19 protein-coding genes and 1 tRNA gene are annotated in these 16657 nt (G+C 64.6%); 7 read left to right on the top strand and 13 right to left on the bottom strand.

Annotation, left to right across the window (positions count from 1 at the left end):
* Positions 1–62: 62 nt before the first annotated feature.
* Together I6F24_RS06590 and I6F24_RS06585 are read left to right on the top strand one after the other, a co-directional pair.
* On the top strand, positions 63–1454 hold the full coding sequence (locus I6F24_RS06590) for a deoxyribodipyrimidine photo-lyase (RefSeq protein ID WP_249787239.1): 1392 nt from the start codon (positions 63–65) through the stop codon (positions 1452–1454).
* A 66-nt stretch (positions 1455–1520) separates the two neighbouring features.
* Complete coding sequence (locus tag I6F24_RS06585) at positions 1521–1802, top strand: histone (protein WP_225151436.1); 282 nt, start codon at positions 1521–1523, stop codon at positions 1800–1802.
* 116 nt (positions 1803–1918) lie between these two features.
* Here the strand turns inward: I6F24_RS06585 and I6F24_RS06580 are convergent, their stop codons facing one another.
* Together I6F24_RS06580 and I6F24_RS06575 are read right to left on the bottom strand one after the other, a co-directional pair.
* Positions 1919–2791, bottom strand: a complete 873-nt coding sequence (locus tag I6F24_RS06580; protein ID WP_225151434.1) for a DMT family transporter — start codon at positions 2789–2791, stop codon at positions 1919–1921.
* A 99-nt stretch (positions 2792–2890) separates the two neighbouring features.
* Complete coding sequence (locus I6F24_RS06575; protein WP_036011182.1) at positions 2891–3337, bottom strand: hypothetical protein; 447 nt, start codon at positions 3335–3337, stop codon at positions 2891–2893.
* A gap of 299 nt (positions 3338–3636) precedes the next feature.
* On the opposite strand from I6F24_RS06575, the gene I6F24_RS06570 reads away from it, so the two are divergent.
* Complete coding sequence (locus I6F24_RS06570) at positions 3637–3900, top strand: hypothetical protein (RefSeq protein ID WP_225113203.1); 264 nt, start codon at positions 3637–3639, stop codon at positions 3898–3900.
* A 24-nt stretch (positions 3901–3924) separates the two neighbouring features.
* Here I6F24_RS06570 and I6F24_RS06565 read toward each other — a convergent pair whose 3' ends face one another.
* Both I6F24_RS06565 and I6F24_RS06560 read right to left on the bottom strand, forming a co-directional pair.
* The gene (locus I6F24_RS06565) at positions 3925–4386 is read right to left on the bottom strand and encodes a host attachment protein (protein ID WP_036011176.1); all 462 of its coding nucleotides are present in this window, start codon (positions 4384–4386) and stop codon (positions 3925–3927) included.
* 38 nt (positions 4387–4424) lie between these two features.
* Positions 4425–4835, bottom strand: a complete 411-nt coding sequence (locus tag I6F24_RS06560) for a DUF3775 domain-containing protein (RefSeq protein WP_225113205.1) — start codon at positions 4833–4835, stop codon at positions 4425–4427.
* Positions 4836–5082: 247 nt separating this feature from the next.
* Here I6F24_RS06560 and I6F24_RS06555 point away from each other — a divergent pair, with 247 nt between their 5' ends.
* Both I6F24_RS06555 and I6F24_RS06550 read left to right on the top strand, forming a co-directional pair.
* Positions 5083–5367, top strand: a complete 285-nt coding sequence (locus I6F24_RS06555; protein ID WP_036031624.1) for a hypothetical protein — start codon at positions 5083–5085, stop codon at positions 5365–5367.
* Positions 5368–5692: 325 nt separating this feature from the next.
* A complete protein-coding gene (locus tag I6F24_RS06550; protein WP_225151432.1) occupies positions 5693–6655 on the top strand; it encodes an AraC family transcriptional regulator in 963 nt (320 codons plus the stop codon).
* A 73-nt stretch (positions 6656–6728) separates the two neighbouring features.
* Here the strand turns inward: I6F24_RS06550 and I6F24_RS06545 are convergent.
* The 3 genes from I6F24_RS06545 to I6F24_RS06535 form a co-directional block, all read right to left on the bottom strand.
* Positions 6729–6805: transfer RNA gene (locus I6F24_RS06545), tRNA-Arg, on the bottom strand.
* 149 nt (positions 6806–6954) lie between these two features.
* Positions 6955–7473: a hypothetical protein gene (locus I6F24_RS06540; RefSeq protein ID WP_225113207.1), complete on the bottom strand. Its 519-nt coding sequence runs from the start codon at positions 7471–7473 to the stop codon at positions 6955–6957.
* Positions 7474–7634: 161 nt separating this feature from the next.
* Complete coding sequence (locus tag I6F24_RS06535) at positions 7635–8207, bottom strand: hypothetical protein (protein WP_036011161.1); 573 nt, start codon at positions 8205–8207, stop codon at positions 7635–7637.
* A gap of 181 nt (positions 8208–8388) precedes the next feature.
* On the opposite strand from I6F24_RS06535, the gene I6F24_RS06530 reads away from it, so the two are divergent.
* Positions 8389–8775, top strand: coding sequence for a VOC family protein (locus tag I6F24_RS06530; RefSeq protein ID WP_036011159.1), 387 nt, complete (start codon positions 8389–8391; stop codon positions 8773–8775).
* 58 nt (positions 8776–8833) lie between these two features.
* Here the strand turns inward: I6F24_RS06530 and I6F24_RS06525 are convergent, their stop codons facing one another.
* On the bottom strand, positions 8834–9331 hold the full coding sequence (locus I6F24_RS06525; protein WP_036011156.1) for a hypothetical protein: 498 nt from the start codon (positions 9329–9331) through the stop codon (positions 8834–8836).
* A 254-nt stretch (positions 9332–9585) separates the two neighbouring features.
* Here I6F24_RS06525 and I6F24_RS06520 point away from each other — a divergent pair, with 254 nt between their 5' ends.
* Positions 9586–9939, top strand: coding sequence for a GrlR family regulatory protein (locus I6F24_RS06520; protein ID WP_036011154.1), 354 nt, complete (start codon positions 9586–9588; stop codon positions 9937–9939).
* Here I6F24_RS06520 and I6F24_RS06515 read toward each other — a convergent pair whose 3' ends face one another.
* From I6F24_RS06515 to I6F24_RS06495, 5 genes are all read right to left on the bottom strand, one after another.
* Positions 9940–12627, bottom strand: a complete 2688-nt coding sequence (locus tag I6F24_RS06515) for a PAS domain S-box protein (protein WP_036027531.1) — start codon at positions 12625–12627, stop codon at positions 9940–9942.
* A 187-nt stretch (positions 12628–12814) separates the two neighbouring features.
* Positions 12815–13609 carry an NUDIX domain-containing protein gene (locus I6F24_RS06510; protein ID WP_036027533.1) on the bottom strand — a complete coding sequence of 265 codons (795 nt, stop codon included), beginning with the start codon at positions 13607–13609 and terminating at the stop codon, positions 12815–12817.
* A 4-nt stretch (positions 13610–13613) separates the two neighbouring features.
* Positions 13614–14567, bottom strand: coding sequence for a dihydrodipicolinate synthase family protein (locus I6F24_RS06505; RefSeq protein ID WP_036027535.1), 954 nt, complete (start codon positions 14565–14567; stop codon positions 13614–13616).
* 125 nt (positions 14568–14692) lie between these two features.
* Entirely contained in the window at positions 14693–15571 is an 879-nt protein-coding gene (locus I6F24_RS06500; protein ID WP_036027537.1) for an SDR family oxidoreductase, read from the bottom strand.
* Between the two features lie 175 nt (positions 15572–15746).
* The gene (locus tag I6F24_RS06495; RefSeq protein ID WP_036011141.1) at positions 15747–16607 is read right to left on the bottom strand and encodes a MaoC family dehydratase; all 861 of its coding nucleotides are present in this window, start codon (positions 16605–16607) and stop codon (positions 15747–15749) included.
* Between the last annotated feature and the right edge of the window lie 50 nt (positions 16608–16657).

The following is a 16657-nucleotide window of genomic DNA, read 5'->3' as shown; positions in this document are numbered from 1 at the left end:
ATTGGTAAACGAGGCCTTCCCTGACCCCGCCCGTCATCGTCTGGTTTCGCGACGATCTCCGCCTGTCCGACCACCCCGCCCTCCACGCCGCCGCCAAGTCCGGAGCGCCGGTGCTTTGCCTCTACGTCCTGGACGAGGCGGCGGGGCGAGCGCCGGGCGGTGCGGCACGCTGGTGGCTGGCGCAGTCGCTGCGGGCGCTCGGAGCCGAGATCGCCGCGCGCGGCGGCTCGCTCGTCCTGCGCAGAGGACCGGCGGCCAAGGTGATCCCTGAGGTGGTGCGACAGAGCGGTGCCCGCGCCGTCTACTGGAACGAGATCGCGCAGGCGCCTCATCAGGCGGTTGAGCGACAGCTCCAAGCGGCCCTTGCGAAGCTCGGCATGCACGCGCAAAGCTTTCCGGGCGACTTGCTGGTCCCGCCTGCGGCGATCCGCACCAAGGACGGCCGGGGCCTGCGCGTGTTCACCCCGTTCTGGCGCCGCGTACTGGCACTCGGCGACCCGCCAAAGCCCCTGCCCGCGCCGAAGCAGCTTCGCGCTGCACCGAGCATCGCAAGCGATCGACTGGAGAGCTGGAAGCTCGAGCCGACCACGCCCGATTGGGCGGGTGGCCTGCGCGAGGCATGGACCCCCGGCGCCGCGTCCGCCCGGCTGCGCCTGCGCGACTTCCTCAAGCACAAAGTTCGCATGTATGCCGGCCACCGCGACCGTCCGGACCGAGAGGGCACCTCACTTCTGTCGCCGCATCTGCGCTTCGGCGAGCTCAGCCCGCGTCAGGTCTGGCACGCCGCCCGGTTTGCCGCGGCGGAAGATCCGGCACGGGGGCAGGGTGTGGATAAATTCCTGAGCGAGCTCGGCTGGCGCGAATTCTGCCGCCACCTGCTCCACGATCATCCCCAGTTCGCCACCCAAAACCTGCAGACGAACTTCGATGGCTTCCCTTGGCAGCCCGACAATGAAGCGCTCACCGCCTGGCAGCGCGGGCGCACCGGATATCCCATCGTCGATGCCGGCCTGCGCGAGCTCTGGCGCACCGGCGTGATGCACAACCGGGTGCGGATGGTGGTGGCCTCCTTCCTCGTCAAGCACCTCCTGATCGACTGGCGCGAGGGCGAGGCCTGGTTCTGGGACACGCTGGTCGACGCGGACGCCGGCAGCAATCCCGCCAACTGGCAATGGGTCGCCGGCTGCGGTGCCGACGCTGCGCCCTATTTCCGCGTATTCAATCCGCAGCTCCAGGGCGAGAAATTCGATCCTGACGGCGCTTATGTTCGACGCTGGGTTCCGGAGCTGAAGGCCCTGCCCGCCAAGCTGATCCACCGGCCCTGGCAGGCAACGCCGATCGAGCTTGCGAGCGCGGGCATCACGATCGGCAAGACCTATCCGCAACCGATCGTCGATCATGCCAGGGCACGCGAACGCGCGCTCGCCGCCTACGCAAAGATCCGCAAAGGTTGAGCGTCGCTTTGACACAATTTCGAAACCCGCTATCGTCATCGCTCCATGCAAACCGTGGGGGACGATATGGACGACGAGAAGCCGATCACCGAACAGGCGATGGAGACGATCACCAGCGCCGTGGAAACGACCAAGGACGCGGCAGTCACCGCAGTCAAGCAGGTGAAGAAAGCCGCCAAGAAGGTCGCGAAGAAAGTAGCGCCGAAGAAGGCGGCCAAGAAGAAAGCCAAGAAGGCTGCGAAGAAGACGACGAAGAAGGCCGCAAAGAAGTCGTCCAAGAAGGCGGCGAAAAAGGCGACCAAGAAAGCCGGCAAGTCGAAGAAGAAGGCCAAGAAGGCCAAGCGCTGATCGCACCGGAAGACGTCTCCGGGTGCGGGCGCGCCCGGAGACAGCCCGCATCTATCCTCGCCGCTTGCTCGGCGTTGAAGCACTTCCGCGTTTCCGGCGAGCCGAACTGCGTGCCGTCAGGACCGCCAATTGACCACAAAGACCGCCGCGGCGCAGAGCGCCATGCCAGCAATGGCAATCGCATCCAGCTTTTCTCCGAACAGCAGATAGGCCATCAGGGCCGTGACGGCCGGAACCAAATAGAACAGGCTCGCGACCGAGGTCGCCGCGGCGTGGCGGATCAGCCAGTACAACAGCCCGATCGATCCGATCGAGAGCGCGACCGCGAGCCAGGCGAGCGCAAGCACAAACTCCCGCGTCCAGTGCACCACGCGATCCTCGAACAGGAAGGCGCCGACCGCGAAGAAGATGGTGACCGCCACGTACTGCACGAGATTGCCGGCGCGCCAGTCGATGTGATTGCAATAGCGGCGCTGATAGAGCGTGCCGAGCGTGATGCTGACCAGCGAGACCACCGAGGCGAGCCAGCCGAGCCCGGCTTCGCCGGTCATCGGACGATTGTGCAGGATCAGCACCACCCCACCGAGGCCGAGCACGAGCCCGGCCCATTGTAGCGGCGTCACCTTCTCACCGAGCCAACGGTTGGCGATGGTCGAGGTCAGGATCGGCTGCAGGCCCGGAATCAGCGCGGAAAGGCCGGCCGGAATCGAATGCGCGATCGCGATCGCGGTGCCGCCGAGATAGAAGCCGTGGACGAGGATTCCGGCGACCGCGCTGTGCGCGATGCCGGCGCTATCAGGCCATTTCGGCCGGGCGATTCCTGCGATGATTGCCATCAGCCCGACCACGATCGCCATGCGGATGGCGAGATAGGTCAGGGGATCGGCATTGTTGACGACGTATTTGGTCCCAATGAATCCGGTGCTCCAGAGCAGCACGAACAGGATCGGCGCGGCGCGGGCGGCCAGGGTTTCTTGATTATGGTTCATTGCCGCCCTCATTGCCCGACCCTCGGCCATGCGGCAATGCGAATTTCGTGGTGACGATATGCTGCGCTGCGACGGAGGATCGCGGTCCGTCTCAGCCGCTCACCATTCGTCCGGGCAGGGATTGACGATCTTCCAGAGCTCGACCCCGTTCTTGATCTTCTTCATGTCCGTGGTGAGCCCGCCATTGCGGCGAATCCAGTCCTTCACCGTGTCGGGGTAGTAGGACATGAGATCGGAGGTACCCTCAGCGCTGGTGACCTTGATGCCGAAGGTGAACGCCTTGTCGTAATAGGCCTGGTGGAAGCCGAGGCTCGCGCGCGGCGTCACGCAGATCTTGTTCATCGGCACGATGCCGAGCACGAGCGTGCAGGCCGAATTGCAGATGCCGTCGATGATGACCCGCTCGCCCTTTTCGCGCACCCGCTTGTACTTGGCCTTGTACTCCTCGACATAGCCGCCGTGGTCGCGCGTGATGTGCAGCTCGGCGCGCGCGGGCGTGGCGGCGGCGAGGCAGAGCAACAGCAGACTCGGAAGCGTGATGCGCATGGCGAGATGACGGCGAAGGCCTTCAGGAATGTACCGGACTCGAGGGGCCGGCAAATGCCCCCCGGGGCCGGCGGCAGAATTCTGAACCGAATAGTCTTTGGTCATACTTGTGTGGGGAATTCGTTAAGCATCCCGAAAAGGCCAAAAATGGGCAGCTTTGGCCGCATGTCCGGCAATTCTGTCACACCCACCCGGAAATCTGCGGGATTGGCCTTGATTTCTGGCCTCCGGAGCGATGCTTGGCCGCTCGAAATTGCTATAACAGGCTGACCCATTCGAGCGGGTTCCGGAGAATCGAGATGAGCAAGTTGACGCGTGTCGCCGCGGTTGCGGCCTTGACGGCTGCGGTCCTGGCCCCCGCCCTCGCGGAGGCGAACGGCCGCCACCGGTACCACCGCTCCTACGCGAGCCCGCTGCCCTACCCGATCAGCTACCTGCACAATTACGGCCCGGGTATCACCCCCGGCACCTTCGCCTACTATGACGGCCCGGCGACCAACCACTGCTACCGCAGCGCGGCCGCTTATATTGGTCAGGACGGCCGGCGGCACCCCTGCTACTGAGGCGCCGCGGCCGCTGCGGCTCCTCTATTTGGCGGCGCCCGACCGCAGCAATTGCTTCTCGATCTCGTAGACCGGCAGCTTGACGAGGTCCTTGCCGACCTCCCCCTGAAGCGCCTTGCGCAGCCCGTCCGAATAGTCGGCGCGGATCATGCCGAGCGCACGTGGCGAGGCCACCATGGTCAGGGCCGTCGTCTCACCGGAGCTGACGGCGGCATCGAGCCGGCCGGCTAGGCTCCGCAGAAAGGCGCGCTCGGCCTCGTCGTGCCAATCGGTCTGCTCGACCGAGCTGCGTGCGCCGCCGACCGCGCCATGCAACCGGCCCGGCGCGTCGGCCCCCTGAGCGGCGGTCGCGGGATTGGGCTGCTCGTGCACCTCCCTGGTGTGGAGGTTCGGAAACATCTCGTCGCCGAGGTTTTCCAGAATGAGCGCCTTGCGCCCGTCGCACACGACCAGCCAGTCACCCTTGTCCATTCTCATCTTGTCCATCGCAACTTCTCCTTCACTTGCAGACGCCGCATCCGGCATCAGAGCTGTTCTTCGAATTCCTCGAAGGACTTGCCGAATTGCGTCATCGCCTCCTCCAGATAGTCGGCGAGCATTGGCGTACCGATCAGATAGGAGGCGGTACGCTGGTTGTGCGCCTGGGCGGCCTGGGCGCGCAGTTGACGCCAATCGGAGAGATCACCGTCGCCGCGGCCAAGCCAGGTCAGCGCCACGAGATCGATCTGCTCGTCAACATTGAGAGCGCGGATGAAGCCCGCGAGCTCGGCACGGTCGGTTGTTTCGCCGCGCCCACCGCGGCCGTAGCTCATGTCGTCGTCGCCGAAGTCCAGGATGACGCCACCCCCGCCCGCTTCGCTGTCGGACCGGCGCGATTTCGAGATGACGAAGAACACCTTCTCCGGCGAGATCGACAGATCTGGAATGACTCGCATTCAGCTCACCTTGCCCGGCAGCAGGCACCACGCCGCTGCCATGACGGCGACAGTAAGAGCCAAGGCAAACTTGCGAATTGCGCAGGATCAAGCTCAAGTCACGACACGGCCTGCCCGGCCTACGGCCCGCTGCCGAGCCGTGACGTAAGGGTCAGCTCGCCTGTTCATCTGTATTACATTTCGGTTCGGCCACAATTTGATCAGAACAACCTCGATATCCTGCATCGCGTAAGCGAAGGAAGACATCATGAACCTCACGACTGGCCGATTGGCCGCGTTCCTGTTCGGCGCCCTCGTTGCATCGTCGACGGCATCCGCCATGCCCATCGCGCCTGCACCTGCGACACCGCAGGTCTCCGGCGTCGAGCAGGTCCGCATGGTCTGCGACGCCTGGGGACGGTGCTGGTGGCGGCCGAACTATTATGGCTACTACTACAGGCCGCGGCCATATTATTACGGCCCGCGGTACTATGGGCCGCCGCGCTATTACGGGCCGCGCCATTATGGGTACTACGGCTATCGCCGCTGGTGACGTTTGAAGGGGCCTTCGGGCCCCTTCGCTTTTGCGAGATCATGTCTTGCGCAGTGGATCACTGGCCCCAAGCCGTTCATGTTTGATCTAGATCAAAGATGAGATCAGCCGAAAAGGTCACTTATGACGATTTAACCGATCGTGTTTCGGTGCTGTCAACATGAAGGTGCAGAGCGTTGAGAAACGGCGATGATCCAACGTACCTCATGGCATGATGTCCGCAATACTACGGCCCTGAAATTCGGTTTACTGAAACTCGATGCTTCGCCATTGATGATGCAGCGATGTTCCTTTGATTGTCTCATTTCAGCGGCCGGCCAGAATCATGTTGTTCGACGACCTCGCTCCCTCCTCTGCGCTTCAACTGATCGGCTTCTCCGATGTCGATGCGTTTCGGCCGATTGAGACGATGGAGGATGCGAGGAGCATTCCGCTCGACATCCCGAACTTCGCGGCGGCCCGAGCCATCGTCTCCCTGCCGGCGTGCCGCATCATCGTGATGAGATCGTTCGCGCGGATCCTAGATACCGCTTATCGCATGCCGAGCGGGATGGTGATCCTGTCGATGAGCGACGATCTTCAGGTCAACTTCAAAGGTGTGGATCTCGACGCCCGCTTCTTCGCTGCCCTCCACGGCAACGATGAGTGCCATTTCGTCGAGCCCCGGACCAATCATCACGCCATGATCATCTTCTCCCCCGAGCTGAGAGACCGGGGCTGGTTCGACCGCGCCGACCATTTGCGCGCCCATGTCGCGAACCGGCCCGCCCTGCTCCACACCCGACAGCTCCTGCTCGATATCCTGCGCACCGCGTCAGTGCAGCCAGACCTGTTCGAGACGACCGAGATTGCGGCCCATCTGCAGGAAGGCCTGCTGCTCGCGCTCGACGATTTGTTTCGAATCGATTCGACGTCGGATCGGAGCACCTCGGTCCACAGCGAGCGGGCGATCAAGCTCGTGCAGCGCATCGACGACTACGTCGCTACATATCCGACCGCACCGATCTATACAGCCGATCTCGCCCGCGAGTTCGACGTCTCGATCCGTACGCTCGGCGGCGCCGTCAGCAAGGTGCGGGGCATGAGCCTGCACCAGTACATTCGCCTGAAGAGGCTGTGGGCGACCCGCGCCCGCCTCCTCAAGGGCGGCGTCACCGTGGCCACCTGCGCACGTGCCCAGGGCTTCCATCATCTCGGCGAATTTGCCGCAGCCTACCGCGCGATCTTCCACGAGGCGCCCTCCGACACGCTGGCACGCGGCCGGCAAAGTGGTGTCCCGGCAGGCTGATGGACGCCGCAAGCCCTCGCGGCGGTGACCCGGCATCCTCGCCGCTTTAGAACATATATGGAACAAAGAGGACTGGCGCGCTCGGAAGGATTCGAACCTCCGACCCTCGGAATCGAAATCCGATGCTCTATCCAGCTGAGCTACGAGCGCCCTGGCCCGAGTAGCGGGCCACCGAGATCCGCCGGCCGGCACTGGCGAGGAGCCAGTACACCCGACGGCGGTCGGATTGGTTCGAATTAGCAGAGAGGCCGGCCAATAAAAAGCCCTTCCCACCTCGATCGAGGCAGCCGAAGGCGCTGTTACCAGGTCGTGTTGAAGAGGCCGAAATGCGGCTGCTGAGCGACCAGCATCATGGGGCGGCCCGGCTGATGCGCCGGTTGCGTCCTGACGATCTTACGCTTGGGCTGAGCCTGGACAGGAGACGCTTGGGCCTGGAACGTCTGGGGCTGGCCCGCGTCGGACTTCCTCGCTGCGGCGGTCCCGGCCCTCGGCTCTGGCGTGAACTGGGCGAAGGTCTCGCGCACCCGCGTCTTGGCAGACATCTCGGCCAAAGCCGGCGACAGGCTCTCCTGTACCGGTGGCTGGGGAGCCGCAACTGCGGCAGTCTGAACCGCGGGTGCGACAATCGTCGGCTGGCTGGTGTCGAGGACGACGCGCTCAGGCAGATGGCGGTCGGACCGGATTCGGATCAGCGGCTGGTCGTTGCTTGCGGTCGCGACGGCCTGCGCTACGGGCGTCGCCGGGAAAACGAAATCCGCCGCGAACAGCAGTGTGAGCAAAGCTCCACCGACAAAGATGAAATACCTAAAGATGGGCATTGGCCGCGCTCCGCCCCCCGCATCCCCGCGTGGGCTCTGCTCGCCTCAACAGGCGATCTTCCAATTGGTTCCTGGCCCAGCCGTTCGGTTCAAATGGTGATGCATAGTTTTCGGCCAAGGACCGCAGAAGGTAACTTTTCAGCTACCGGGACAAGTCGCCTTCAAGCACGGCGTGCTGCAACCGGGGAACATTTTGCCTGATCGGCATTCACGTTAACGAAGCCGATCGGGATACGCACAAAGGTCTTGCGGCTCTTCATGCTGACCGGATCCGCCAGCACGCGGCTGCGGTCGGTCAGATGACTTCCATCGCGCCGCGTGAAGGCGCAGACGATCTCGACATCCTTTACGGCATAGTCGTTGTCGTTTCGCAGCGTGAACGTCACCAGGGCTTTGGAGCCGAGGCCGCCGCGACGCCAGGTCTGTGATGAAATCCTGAGACGACCAAGTTCTGCTGTCGCCGGCACCTGAGCTTCGGACACTGGCGAGGCTACTTTGGACGCATCGCCGGAGGGAGGCGCTTCAACAGCCGCCAGCTCAGGCCTCACCGGCTCAGCACTGTTGCCCTTGGAGAGAGGTAGCAGCATCCAAATGCCGCAACCGACGATGATTGCCGCCAGCAGCCATAGAAGGCTTCGGCCAAATGAGACGCTCGCAATCGTCACCGCCCGCGCCAGTCGTTCGCCGGTGCCGGCCAAGCGCCCCAATCCGAGTCGGTCGAGCCTCGCATTCATGGTTGCACACCGATCGCGACCGCAGCACCATCGAAGATGGATTTAGTCACAGCTTACCTTAATTCGGGCGACGAACTAAGGTTCCCCCAACGTCATGCGAGTCGGCAACGGCGGTGGTGGCCACCGGCGATACTGCTAGCATGCGCCATAGCATCGAAAAGACCCGTTGGGAGATTATGAAATGCCGTTCGCCGTCGCTTGGGATCACGTCCATCTGCGCAGCCCCGATCCGGAGGCCACCGCGGCCTGGCTGCAGGACATCCTTGGTGGCGAGATCGTGCGCGCGCCGGGACGAATCGACGTGAACCTCGGCGGAGCCAGGATCTTCATCGCGCCACTCGAGGGCGACAGCGCCGTCAGCCCGCCACCTCCGCACCCGCATCAGGGCCTCGACCATTTCGGCTTGACGGTGAAGGACATCGACGCGGTCGCCGCCGAGATCAAGGCCAAGGGTGTCACGTTCACGCGCGAGCCGACGACCATTCGTCCCGGCGTACGCATCTGCTTCATCCGCGGGCCCGAAGGCATCTCGATCGAGCTGCTCGAGCGCGACAAGAAATATACCTGACGCGACGGGGCGCCCCGCCGTCCAGGCACCGAGCCGGCGACGACGTCACGCCCGAAGGCTAAGTCATGCTACCGGGCATAAAGCAGCGGATGGTGACACCCATGTAGCCGTAGATCGGCCAGACCATGGTGCGTCCCACCCGGTTCGGCTCCGAGATCACGGCCTCCGCGGGCACGTCGACCCAGACGAGCTCCTGCTGCTGGCCATCGAGCGCATAGCCATAGCGCGGGACGCGGACGCGATAATGCCCGTCCTTGCTGTCCCAGTCGGAGTCCGAGAGCGCCGAACCGTCGGCATCGGAACAGCAGGGCCCCTCGCCGCTGCGCAGACTGTCGAACCAAGCCTTCAATTCGGGATTGGTGTTGGCGAACTGCCCGCGGTCGCGCGCGTGCCCCGAGGGGGCTGCGAGCGCGATCAAAGCCAACGCGGGCGCCAGCCTCGTGAGGTTTGCCCGGCGTATCGCATCGCCAATCCGCCGTTGTTCGCTTTTGCAATTCGTGGGACGCGCACCGTACAGACGCGGCTCATCGCCGCCGGAATCGATCCAGTTGGTCACGTTCGTCTTGCTCCAGCACCCCGCGGCCAGTGCAACAATGGTTATGCATTTCGCGGGCCAACTCTGATTCGCAACGTCGGGCCTCGCCTCACCATCAGAGCGTCACGACGGTGTCATGGACAAACCGGAACAACGACGGCTCGCAGCCGCCGCGACCGGCCGGCAAACTGCCTCGTTGCGCGCAGGGATGGGCTTTGGCATAAAAGCGGGACCGGTTGCGCCATTGGGCGATGGCGGCCGGCCTACGGGACGTTATGAAAAACGGCCTCTATTCAATTCACGTCACCCTGCTCGATGGTCGAGTCGGCAAGGGCAGCGGCGTGATTCTCTTCCGCGACGGCAAGATTCTCGGCGGCGATGCCTACCTGTATTACACCGGCAGCTACACGGTGAAGGACAACAACAGCTTCAAGGGCGAGGTGCTGGTGCAACGGCACACCTCGCCTCGAGGCGATGACAATCCGCTGTTCGGCGGCCCTGCCCCTGTCGGCATCGGCGTCACCGGCACGTTCACGGACACGCGCGGACAGATGACCGGCACCGCGCTGGTCGGCAAGGCCAGCCAGATCTTCGGCGCGACGCTGCACAAGCTTGCAGACGTCGATTAGCTATTCCGCGGCCTGTTCGAGCGGCGCCACACGCGGCAGGATCATCTGGATGCGCGTACCGCCACCCGGTTCGGAATCGAGATCGAGCCGGCCACCGAGCCGGTTGGTGACGATGCTGTAGACGATGTGCAGCCCGAGGCCGGTGCCGCCTTGGTCGCGCCGCGTGGTGAAAAACGGATCGAAGGCGCGGCGACGGACGTCGAGCGACATGCCGCAGCCATTGTCGGAGAAGATGATCTCGACGTTGTCCTTGCCGGACTCGCGCACCTGGATCTCGATCGTCCCGGGCCGGCCGTCCGGGAAGGCGTGCGCCACCGAGTTCAGAAACAGATTGGTCAGCACCTGGCCGTACGGGCCGGGATAGCTGTTCATGGTCAGGTCCGGCTGACACTCGACGTTGAGCGTCAGATTGTGCTTACGCAGGCCCGGCCGCAGGCTCATCACCACCTGCTCGGTGAGGTCACCGAGATCGAAAGTACGCTGATCCGAATAATTGCGGTCGGCGGCGACCTGCTTGAACGACTGGATCAGCTCGGCGGCGCGGTTGAGATTGGAGACGAGCTGCGAGGACGCATCGCGGCTGGTGCTGAGGAAGTCGTTGAGCGTGGAGCGGCGCAGCTCGCCGCGCTCGACTTCGGCGGTGAACATGGCGGTCTTGCGCTCCAGCGCGGAGGCGACGGTGAGACTGATGCCGACGGGATTGTTGACCTCGTGGGCGACGCCGGCGACGAGGCGCCCGAGCGCGGCCAGCTTCTCGGCCTCGATCAGGGAGGCCTGGGTCTCGCGGAGATTGCGCAGCGCGGTTTCGGCGGCTTCCTTGGCCTTGCGCATCTCCTGCTCGCCCCGCTTGCGCTCGCCGATATCGAGCGCAACGGTCACGATCCGCTCGATCTCGCCCTCGGCGTCGAGCAACGGCAACTTGTTGACCAGCCATTGCCGCATGTTGCCGGAGGCGTCCTGATACTCCTCCTCGTAGAAACCGAGACCTTTTCGAAGCTTGAGCACCCGCTTGTCGCTCTCGTCGGACTTGGATGCGCCGTAGCGCGACATCAGGTCGGCCGTGGTGCGGCCGAGCGCCTCGCCGGGCTCGATGCCGAAGATGCCGGCCATGTAGCGGTTCATCAGCACGTAGCGTAGATTGCGATCCTTGACGTTGATCACCGCCGGCACGGTGTCGATGACCTGCTGGAGCAGGCGCCGGCCTTCGGCGATGGCTTCCTCCGCCCGCTTCTGGTCGGTGATGTCGCGCAGCGTGCCCTCGTAGCGGATGATGTTGCCCGCTTCGTCCCGCACGCCCGTGGCGCTGTCGGAGAGCCAGAGGATGTCGCCGCTGCGCTGGCGCACCTGATACTCGAACTCGCGCACCATGCCGTCGCGCGCCATCAGCCGCTGGTATTCGGCGCGCGCCTCGGGGTGGACGTAAATCGTGTGGGCGATGTCGCTGATGCTGTCGATCAGCTGCTGCGGGCTGTCGTAGCCCATCATGCGCGCCAGCGCGGGATTGGCGTTGAGGAGGTCACCGGCCGGGGTCGTCACGTAGATGCCGTCGATGGAGCCTTCGAACAGTTTTCGATAGCTCTCCTCGGCGAGCCGCTGCTCGGTGAGCGCGCGCACCGCCGCCTCGCGCGCGGTGTCGGCCTCCTCCAGCGCGCGGCGAAACACTTCGGCCGCCCGCGCAATGTCGCCGATCTCGTTGCCAAGGTCGGCGGACGGAATTGAGACGTCTTTCCGGCCGGCGGCGAGCGCGCGAATGGATCGCGCGATCTGGGCGAGCGGACGCACCGTCCTGCGAACCACGAACCAGGCAGCGCCGATGCCGATCAGCACGCCGACCGTGCCGAGCACGATGCTCTGCCATCGCGCCTCGGTCAGTGTCCGGGCGAAGTCGCGCGACAGCACGTGACCGCGTCGGGAGCTGACCTCGCGCAGCAATTCGGTGACGCGGCCGATCAGCCGTCCTTCCGTTCCCAGCACCTCGCGATCGATGTCGGCGATCTGCCGCTCGCGGACGGCGACGGCCATGATCGCCTCGGCATAGTCGTTCACCGCCGACTTCAGCTTGGCATCGGCAATATCGAGCCCCCGCATTCCCTGTGCAGCCTGCTCGGCTGCAGACGGGTTGCGCGCGAGCAGCCCGATCGCGATCCGGCCCTGTGCCTCGGACAGGCGGGACGCCAGCTCGCGGTCCGCGGTGCCTTCAACCGCTGCGTCGAATTGTTCGCGCAGCGGCGGCAGTCCGGCGAGCAGCTGGGCGCGGCGGTCGATCAGCGTGGAGATCCGCTCGAGGCCGGAGCGATAGGTTGCGAGCCGCTCGGTGACCCCGTCGAGCATGTCCTGCTGCTCGGGCGCGAGCTCGATGCGGGTCTTCTTCAGGATGTCGCTGAGCGTCGAGGCCGCCTCGCCGACCTGCTGGAACTGGATGCCGGCACCGGGATCTGTGACGAAGTCGCGCGCGGCAAGACGCAGTTCGTTCATGCGGCGATCGATGTCCTCGGCGAGGTCACCGACGCTCTGCAGCCGCTGCAGCTCGGCGAAGGTCGAATCGATGTGCCGGATCGCAATCACGCTCGCAGTCGAGGTGACAATGATCACCGCCAGCACCAACAGGAAGCTACCGAAGGTGAGCTGGCCGATGGAGAGCGAGAAGGTTCGCCTTTTCTCAGGGGGCGGCGTCAATTCGGCGGACATTGGTGGTTTGAGGACCGGACTGCTGGAGGTCCAATATACGACGTATTCCTGCCCGGGGGGAACATGCCTCGGGACGCGGAATATCGTTAATATCGGGACTTGCCGCCCGCTTCAGCTTTACGACAGTTTGACGCTGGCTGCCCCGCGCGCCGGGATTCATCGATACTTCGCCGCCTGTCGAAGTGTGCTAGCCGACGGGGCCGACGTCGAACACCTCGCCGTCATAGCCGGCCTCGCGGGGGATGCGGAGCTGACGGCCGGTTTCGGTTTTGGTCATCACCGGCATCACCGTAACGATCGAGAGTCCGCGGGCGTGCTCCAGCGCCGCGCTCACGCTTCCCTGCTTGGCGAGCCGGATCAGATTGCGCGTGGTCGGGAACGGCAGCTTGAAGCGGCCGCTTTCGCCGCCCTCCACCGCCTCGCGCGCTGACAGCCAGATCGAATCGGTGGACTCCCGCCCGTCGTGGGCGCCGAGCTGGTCGGGCGGCGCGGCCGCGAGGAAGAACCAGGTATCGAAGCGCTTCGGCATGCCCTCCGGCGTGATCCAGTGTGCGTAAGGCACCAGCGTGTCGAGCGCGAGCTGGAGGCCATTGTCGTCGAGGATCTTCAGGAAGCTGATCTTGTGCTCGTTGAGGGCAACGCGGTGCGCGTCAGCGATCTCGCCGGCGCGGTTGGCATCGACCGCCAGGCCAGTCTGCCTCGATCGCGCCAGCAGGATGCCGCTCTCCTCGAAGGTCTCGCGGATCGCGGCGATCCGGAAGCCGCGGTCCGCTTCGCTGAGGCTTTCGCCGCCCGAATAGAGGTCGGCGCGGGCGACGATCTCGTTGTCGCCGGCATCGACGCTGCCACCGGGAAACACCAGCGCGCCCGAGTTGAACTCGATCTGATGATGGCGGACCATCATGAAGACTTCGATTTCCTTAGTGCCGTCGCGCAGCAGGAGGATCGTCGAGGCCGGGCGTGATGCTGATGTCTCGGCCATGCAACTAGCCTGCGGCGCTGGATTGCGGGCCGAGATTGGCGCGCTTGTCGAAACGGGCGACCCGCGACAAGAGATAGTCGACCTCGGCCTTCGCCGTCGCCGTCATCGTCGCACCGGGCTTGCGCTGCGCGCTGGAAGCGATAATACCACGCTTCTGCAGCACGTATTTGCGCACGGTGAGGCCGACGCCGGGCTGCTGCTCGTAGCGGATCAGCGGCAGATGCGCGTCGAAGATGTCATGTGCCGCGTCGCGCTTGCCGGCCTTGGAGAGGTTCACGACGTCGATCAGGAGCTCCGGGAAGGCATAGCCGGTCATGGCGCCGTCGGCGCCGCGCTCCATCTCGAAGTCCAGGAAGGTGCCGCCATTGCCGCAGAGAATCGAGAGCGGACGGAGCGAGCCGTCCTTCTGGAAGCCGCGTAGTGTCGAGATCTTCTCCAGGCCCGGCCAGTCCTCGTGCTTGAGCATCACGCAGTTCGGATTGTCCATGACGATCTTGCGGATCACGGCGGGGGTGAACACCACCTGCAAGGTCAGCGGATAGTCCTGCAGCACCCAGGGCACATCAGGGCCGATGGCTTCCGCCGCCTGCTTGAAATAGCCGATGATCTGGTCGTCGGTGCGAAGCGAGGGCGGCGGCGCGATCATGACGCCGGCCGCGCCCGCATCCATCGAAGCCTTGGCCAGCGAACGCATGGTGGCAAAGCCCGGCGCGGAGACGCCGACGATCACCTGCATCTTCTTGGCGCGCTTGACGTAGCGCACCGCGACCTGCTCGGCCTCGACGGCGTCGAGCTTGGGGGCTTCACCAAGAATGCCCAGCACCGTGACGCCGTCGCAGCCGACCTCCTCGTAGAAATCGGTCAGGCGGTCGATCGAGCGCTCGTCGATCCGGCCGTCGTCGTGGAACGGCGTCGGCGCGATTGCGAAGGTGCCCTTGGCGTCGGCGGTGAGTTTCATCGGTCCTCGTCTTTCTCTAATCTGTCATTCCGGGGCGCGACGCAGTCGCGAGCCCGGAATCCATAACCACGATCCGGAGTATGGATCCCGGGCTCACGCTTCGCGTGCCCCGAGATGACGGCCTTCTAAAACCGCCGTGCCCCCATCTTGATCTGCTCCTCGGAGAAGAAGATCTCCTTGGCATGATCGACAATGTCCTGGGCGTTCCAGCCCGAGTGCGGCGGCTTCCAGCCTTCCATTTCCATCATCCGCATCTCGCGCACGCCGCGGGGCCCGGACACGCCCAGCACCTTGCCGGTCTGGTCGCCCGACAAATCGCTGACCATGTATAGCACGGCCGGCGCGATGCCGTCCGGCCCGAGTGCGGCGCCGGGGTTCTCCTTATAGCGGGGCAGGTCTGCGGTCATGCGGGTCAGGGCGCCCGGGGCCAGCGTCCAGATCCGGATGTTGTACTTGCGGCCCTCGATCGCGAGCACGTTGGACAGGCCCCAGATGCCGCCCTTGGCCGCGCCGTAATTGGTCTGGCCGAAATTGCCGATCAGCCCTGATGTCGAGGAGGTGTTGACGATGACGCCGCCGCCGTTTTCCCGCATCCAGCGAAACACCGGCATGGTGCAACAAAAGGTGCCCTTCAGATGGACCTTGATGACCTTGTCCCAGTCGGCCTCGCTGGCCTTGTGAAAGGTCTGGTCGCGCAAAATGCCGGCATTGTTGACCAGGATGTCGGCGCGGCCAAAGTGCTTGATGGCGTCGTCGAACACCGATTGGCCGCCCTCCATGGTGGAGATGTCGGCGCCGTTGGCGACCGCCTTGCCGCCCTCGGCCTTGATCGCATCCACCACCTGCTGCGCCATGGACACGTCGGCGCCGGAGCCGTCGCGGGGACCGCCGAGGTCGTTGACGACGACCGAGGCCCCTTCCCGCGCGAACAGCTTTGCGTAGGCCTCACCGAGCCCGCCGCCCGCGCCGGTGATCAGCGCGACCTTGCCGTCGAGTAGTCCCATGGTGGCGTCTCCCTGTTTGTTTTTCTTCCACCTCTCCCCGCTTGCGGGGAGAGGTCGATCGCGTAGCGATCGGGTGAGGGGGTACAGGTCTCAATACCGTCCCGACTCGTGGTGAGAGCCCCTCACCCCACCCTCTCCCCGCAAGCGGGGCGAGGGAGTGAAACGCCGGTGCCCACTAACCCAGCACCGTCTTGCCGTTCTTGATCACCGTCACCCCGCGCGACTTCACCTTGGCTTCGAACGAGATCACGTTGCCGTCCTTCCAGAGGTCCATGGTCACGGTCTCGCCGGGATAGACCGGCGAGGAGAACCGCGCGACGTGCTGACGGAAGGCGCTCGCATCGTAGTCGGCATAGGTCTGGAGCACGCCGCGGCAGGTGATGCCGTAGGTGCACATGCCGTGCAGGATCGGACGCGGGAAGCCGGCTTTCTTGGCGAACTCGGGATCGGAGTGCAGCGGGTTGCGGTCGCCGCAGAGGCGATAGACCAGCGCCTGGTCGGGGCGCGTGGTGATGTCGATGGTCTTGTCCGGCTCGCGCGATGGGATCTTGTGCGGATCGGGCTGGGTCAGGTTCGGCCCGCCGAAGCCGCCATCGCCGCGGGCAAAGCGCGAGGCGACCAGCGTTGCCAGCTTCTCGCCCTTCTCGTTCTTCAGCACGGTCTGGTGAACGATGACCACGCCCTTGTCCTTGCCCTTGTCGTAGACTTCGAGCACCGAGGAGTCGGCGGTGATGTTGGCGGCGACCGGCAGCGGCTGGTGGAAGGTGATGTCCCGTTCGCCGTCGACCACCATGACGCGGTTGAGATTCATCTCGCCCGGGCCCGAGCCCCAGGCCGCGACTGAAGCAAAGGTCGGCACCACCTTCAGCGGCCGCGGCGTGAACGTGCCCTCGTTGACGAAGGCGAGCTCGTTCTCGTCCATGGGATCGGCGCCGAGGCCGATGCCGTAGGCGTAGAGCATCACCTCGCGATCGGTGTAGGCGTATTTCTGGCCGAGATTTTTCAGGCCTTTGAGCTCTTCGTATCTGGCGGACATTCTTCTGGTTTCTCCCGGGATTTCACCGGCGCTTACTGATGCGCCCTCTC

Origin of the sequence: Bradyrhizobium sp. BRP23 (assembly GCF_020194135.1) — a bacterium.
GTDB classification, from domain to species: Bacteria; Pseudomonadota; Alphaproteobacteria; order Rhizobiales; family Xanthobacteraceae; genus Bradyrhizobium; species Bradyrhizobium yuanmingense.
This window is presented reverse-complemented; position numbering and strand designations above follow the sequence as displayed.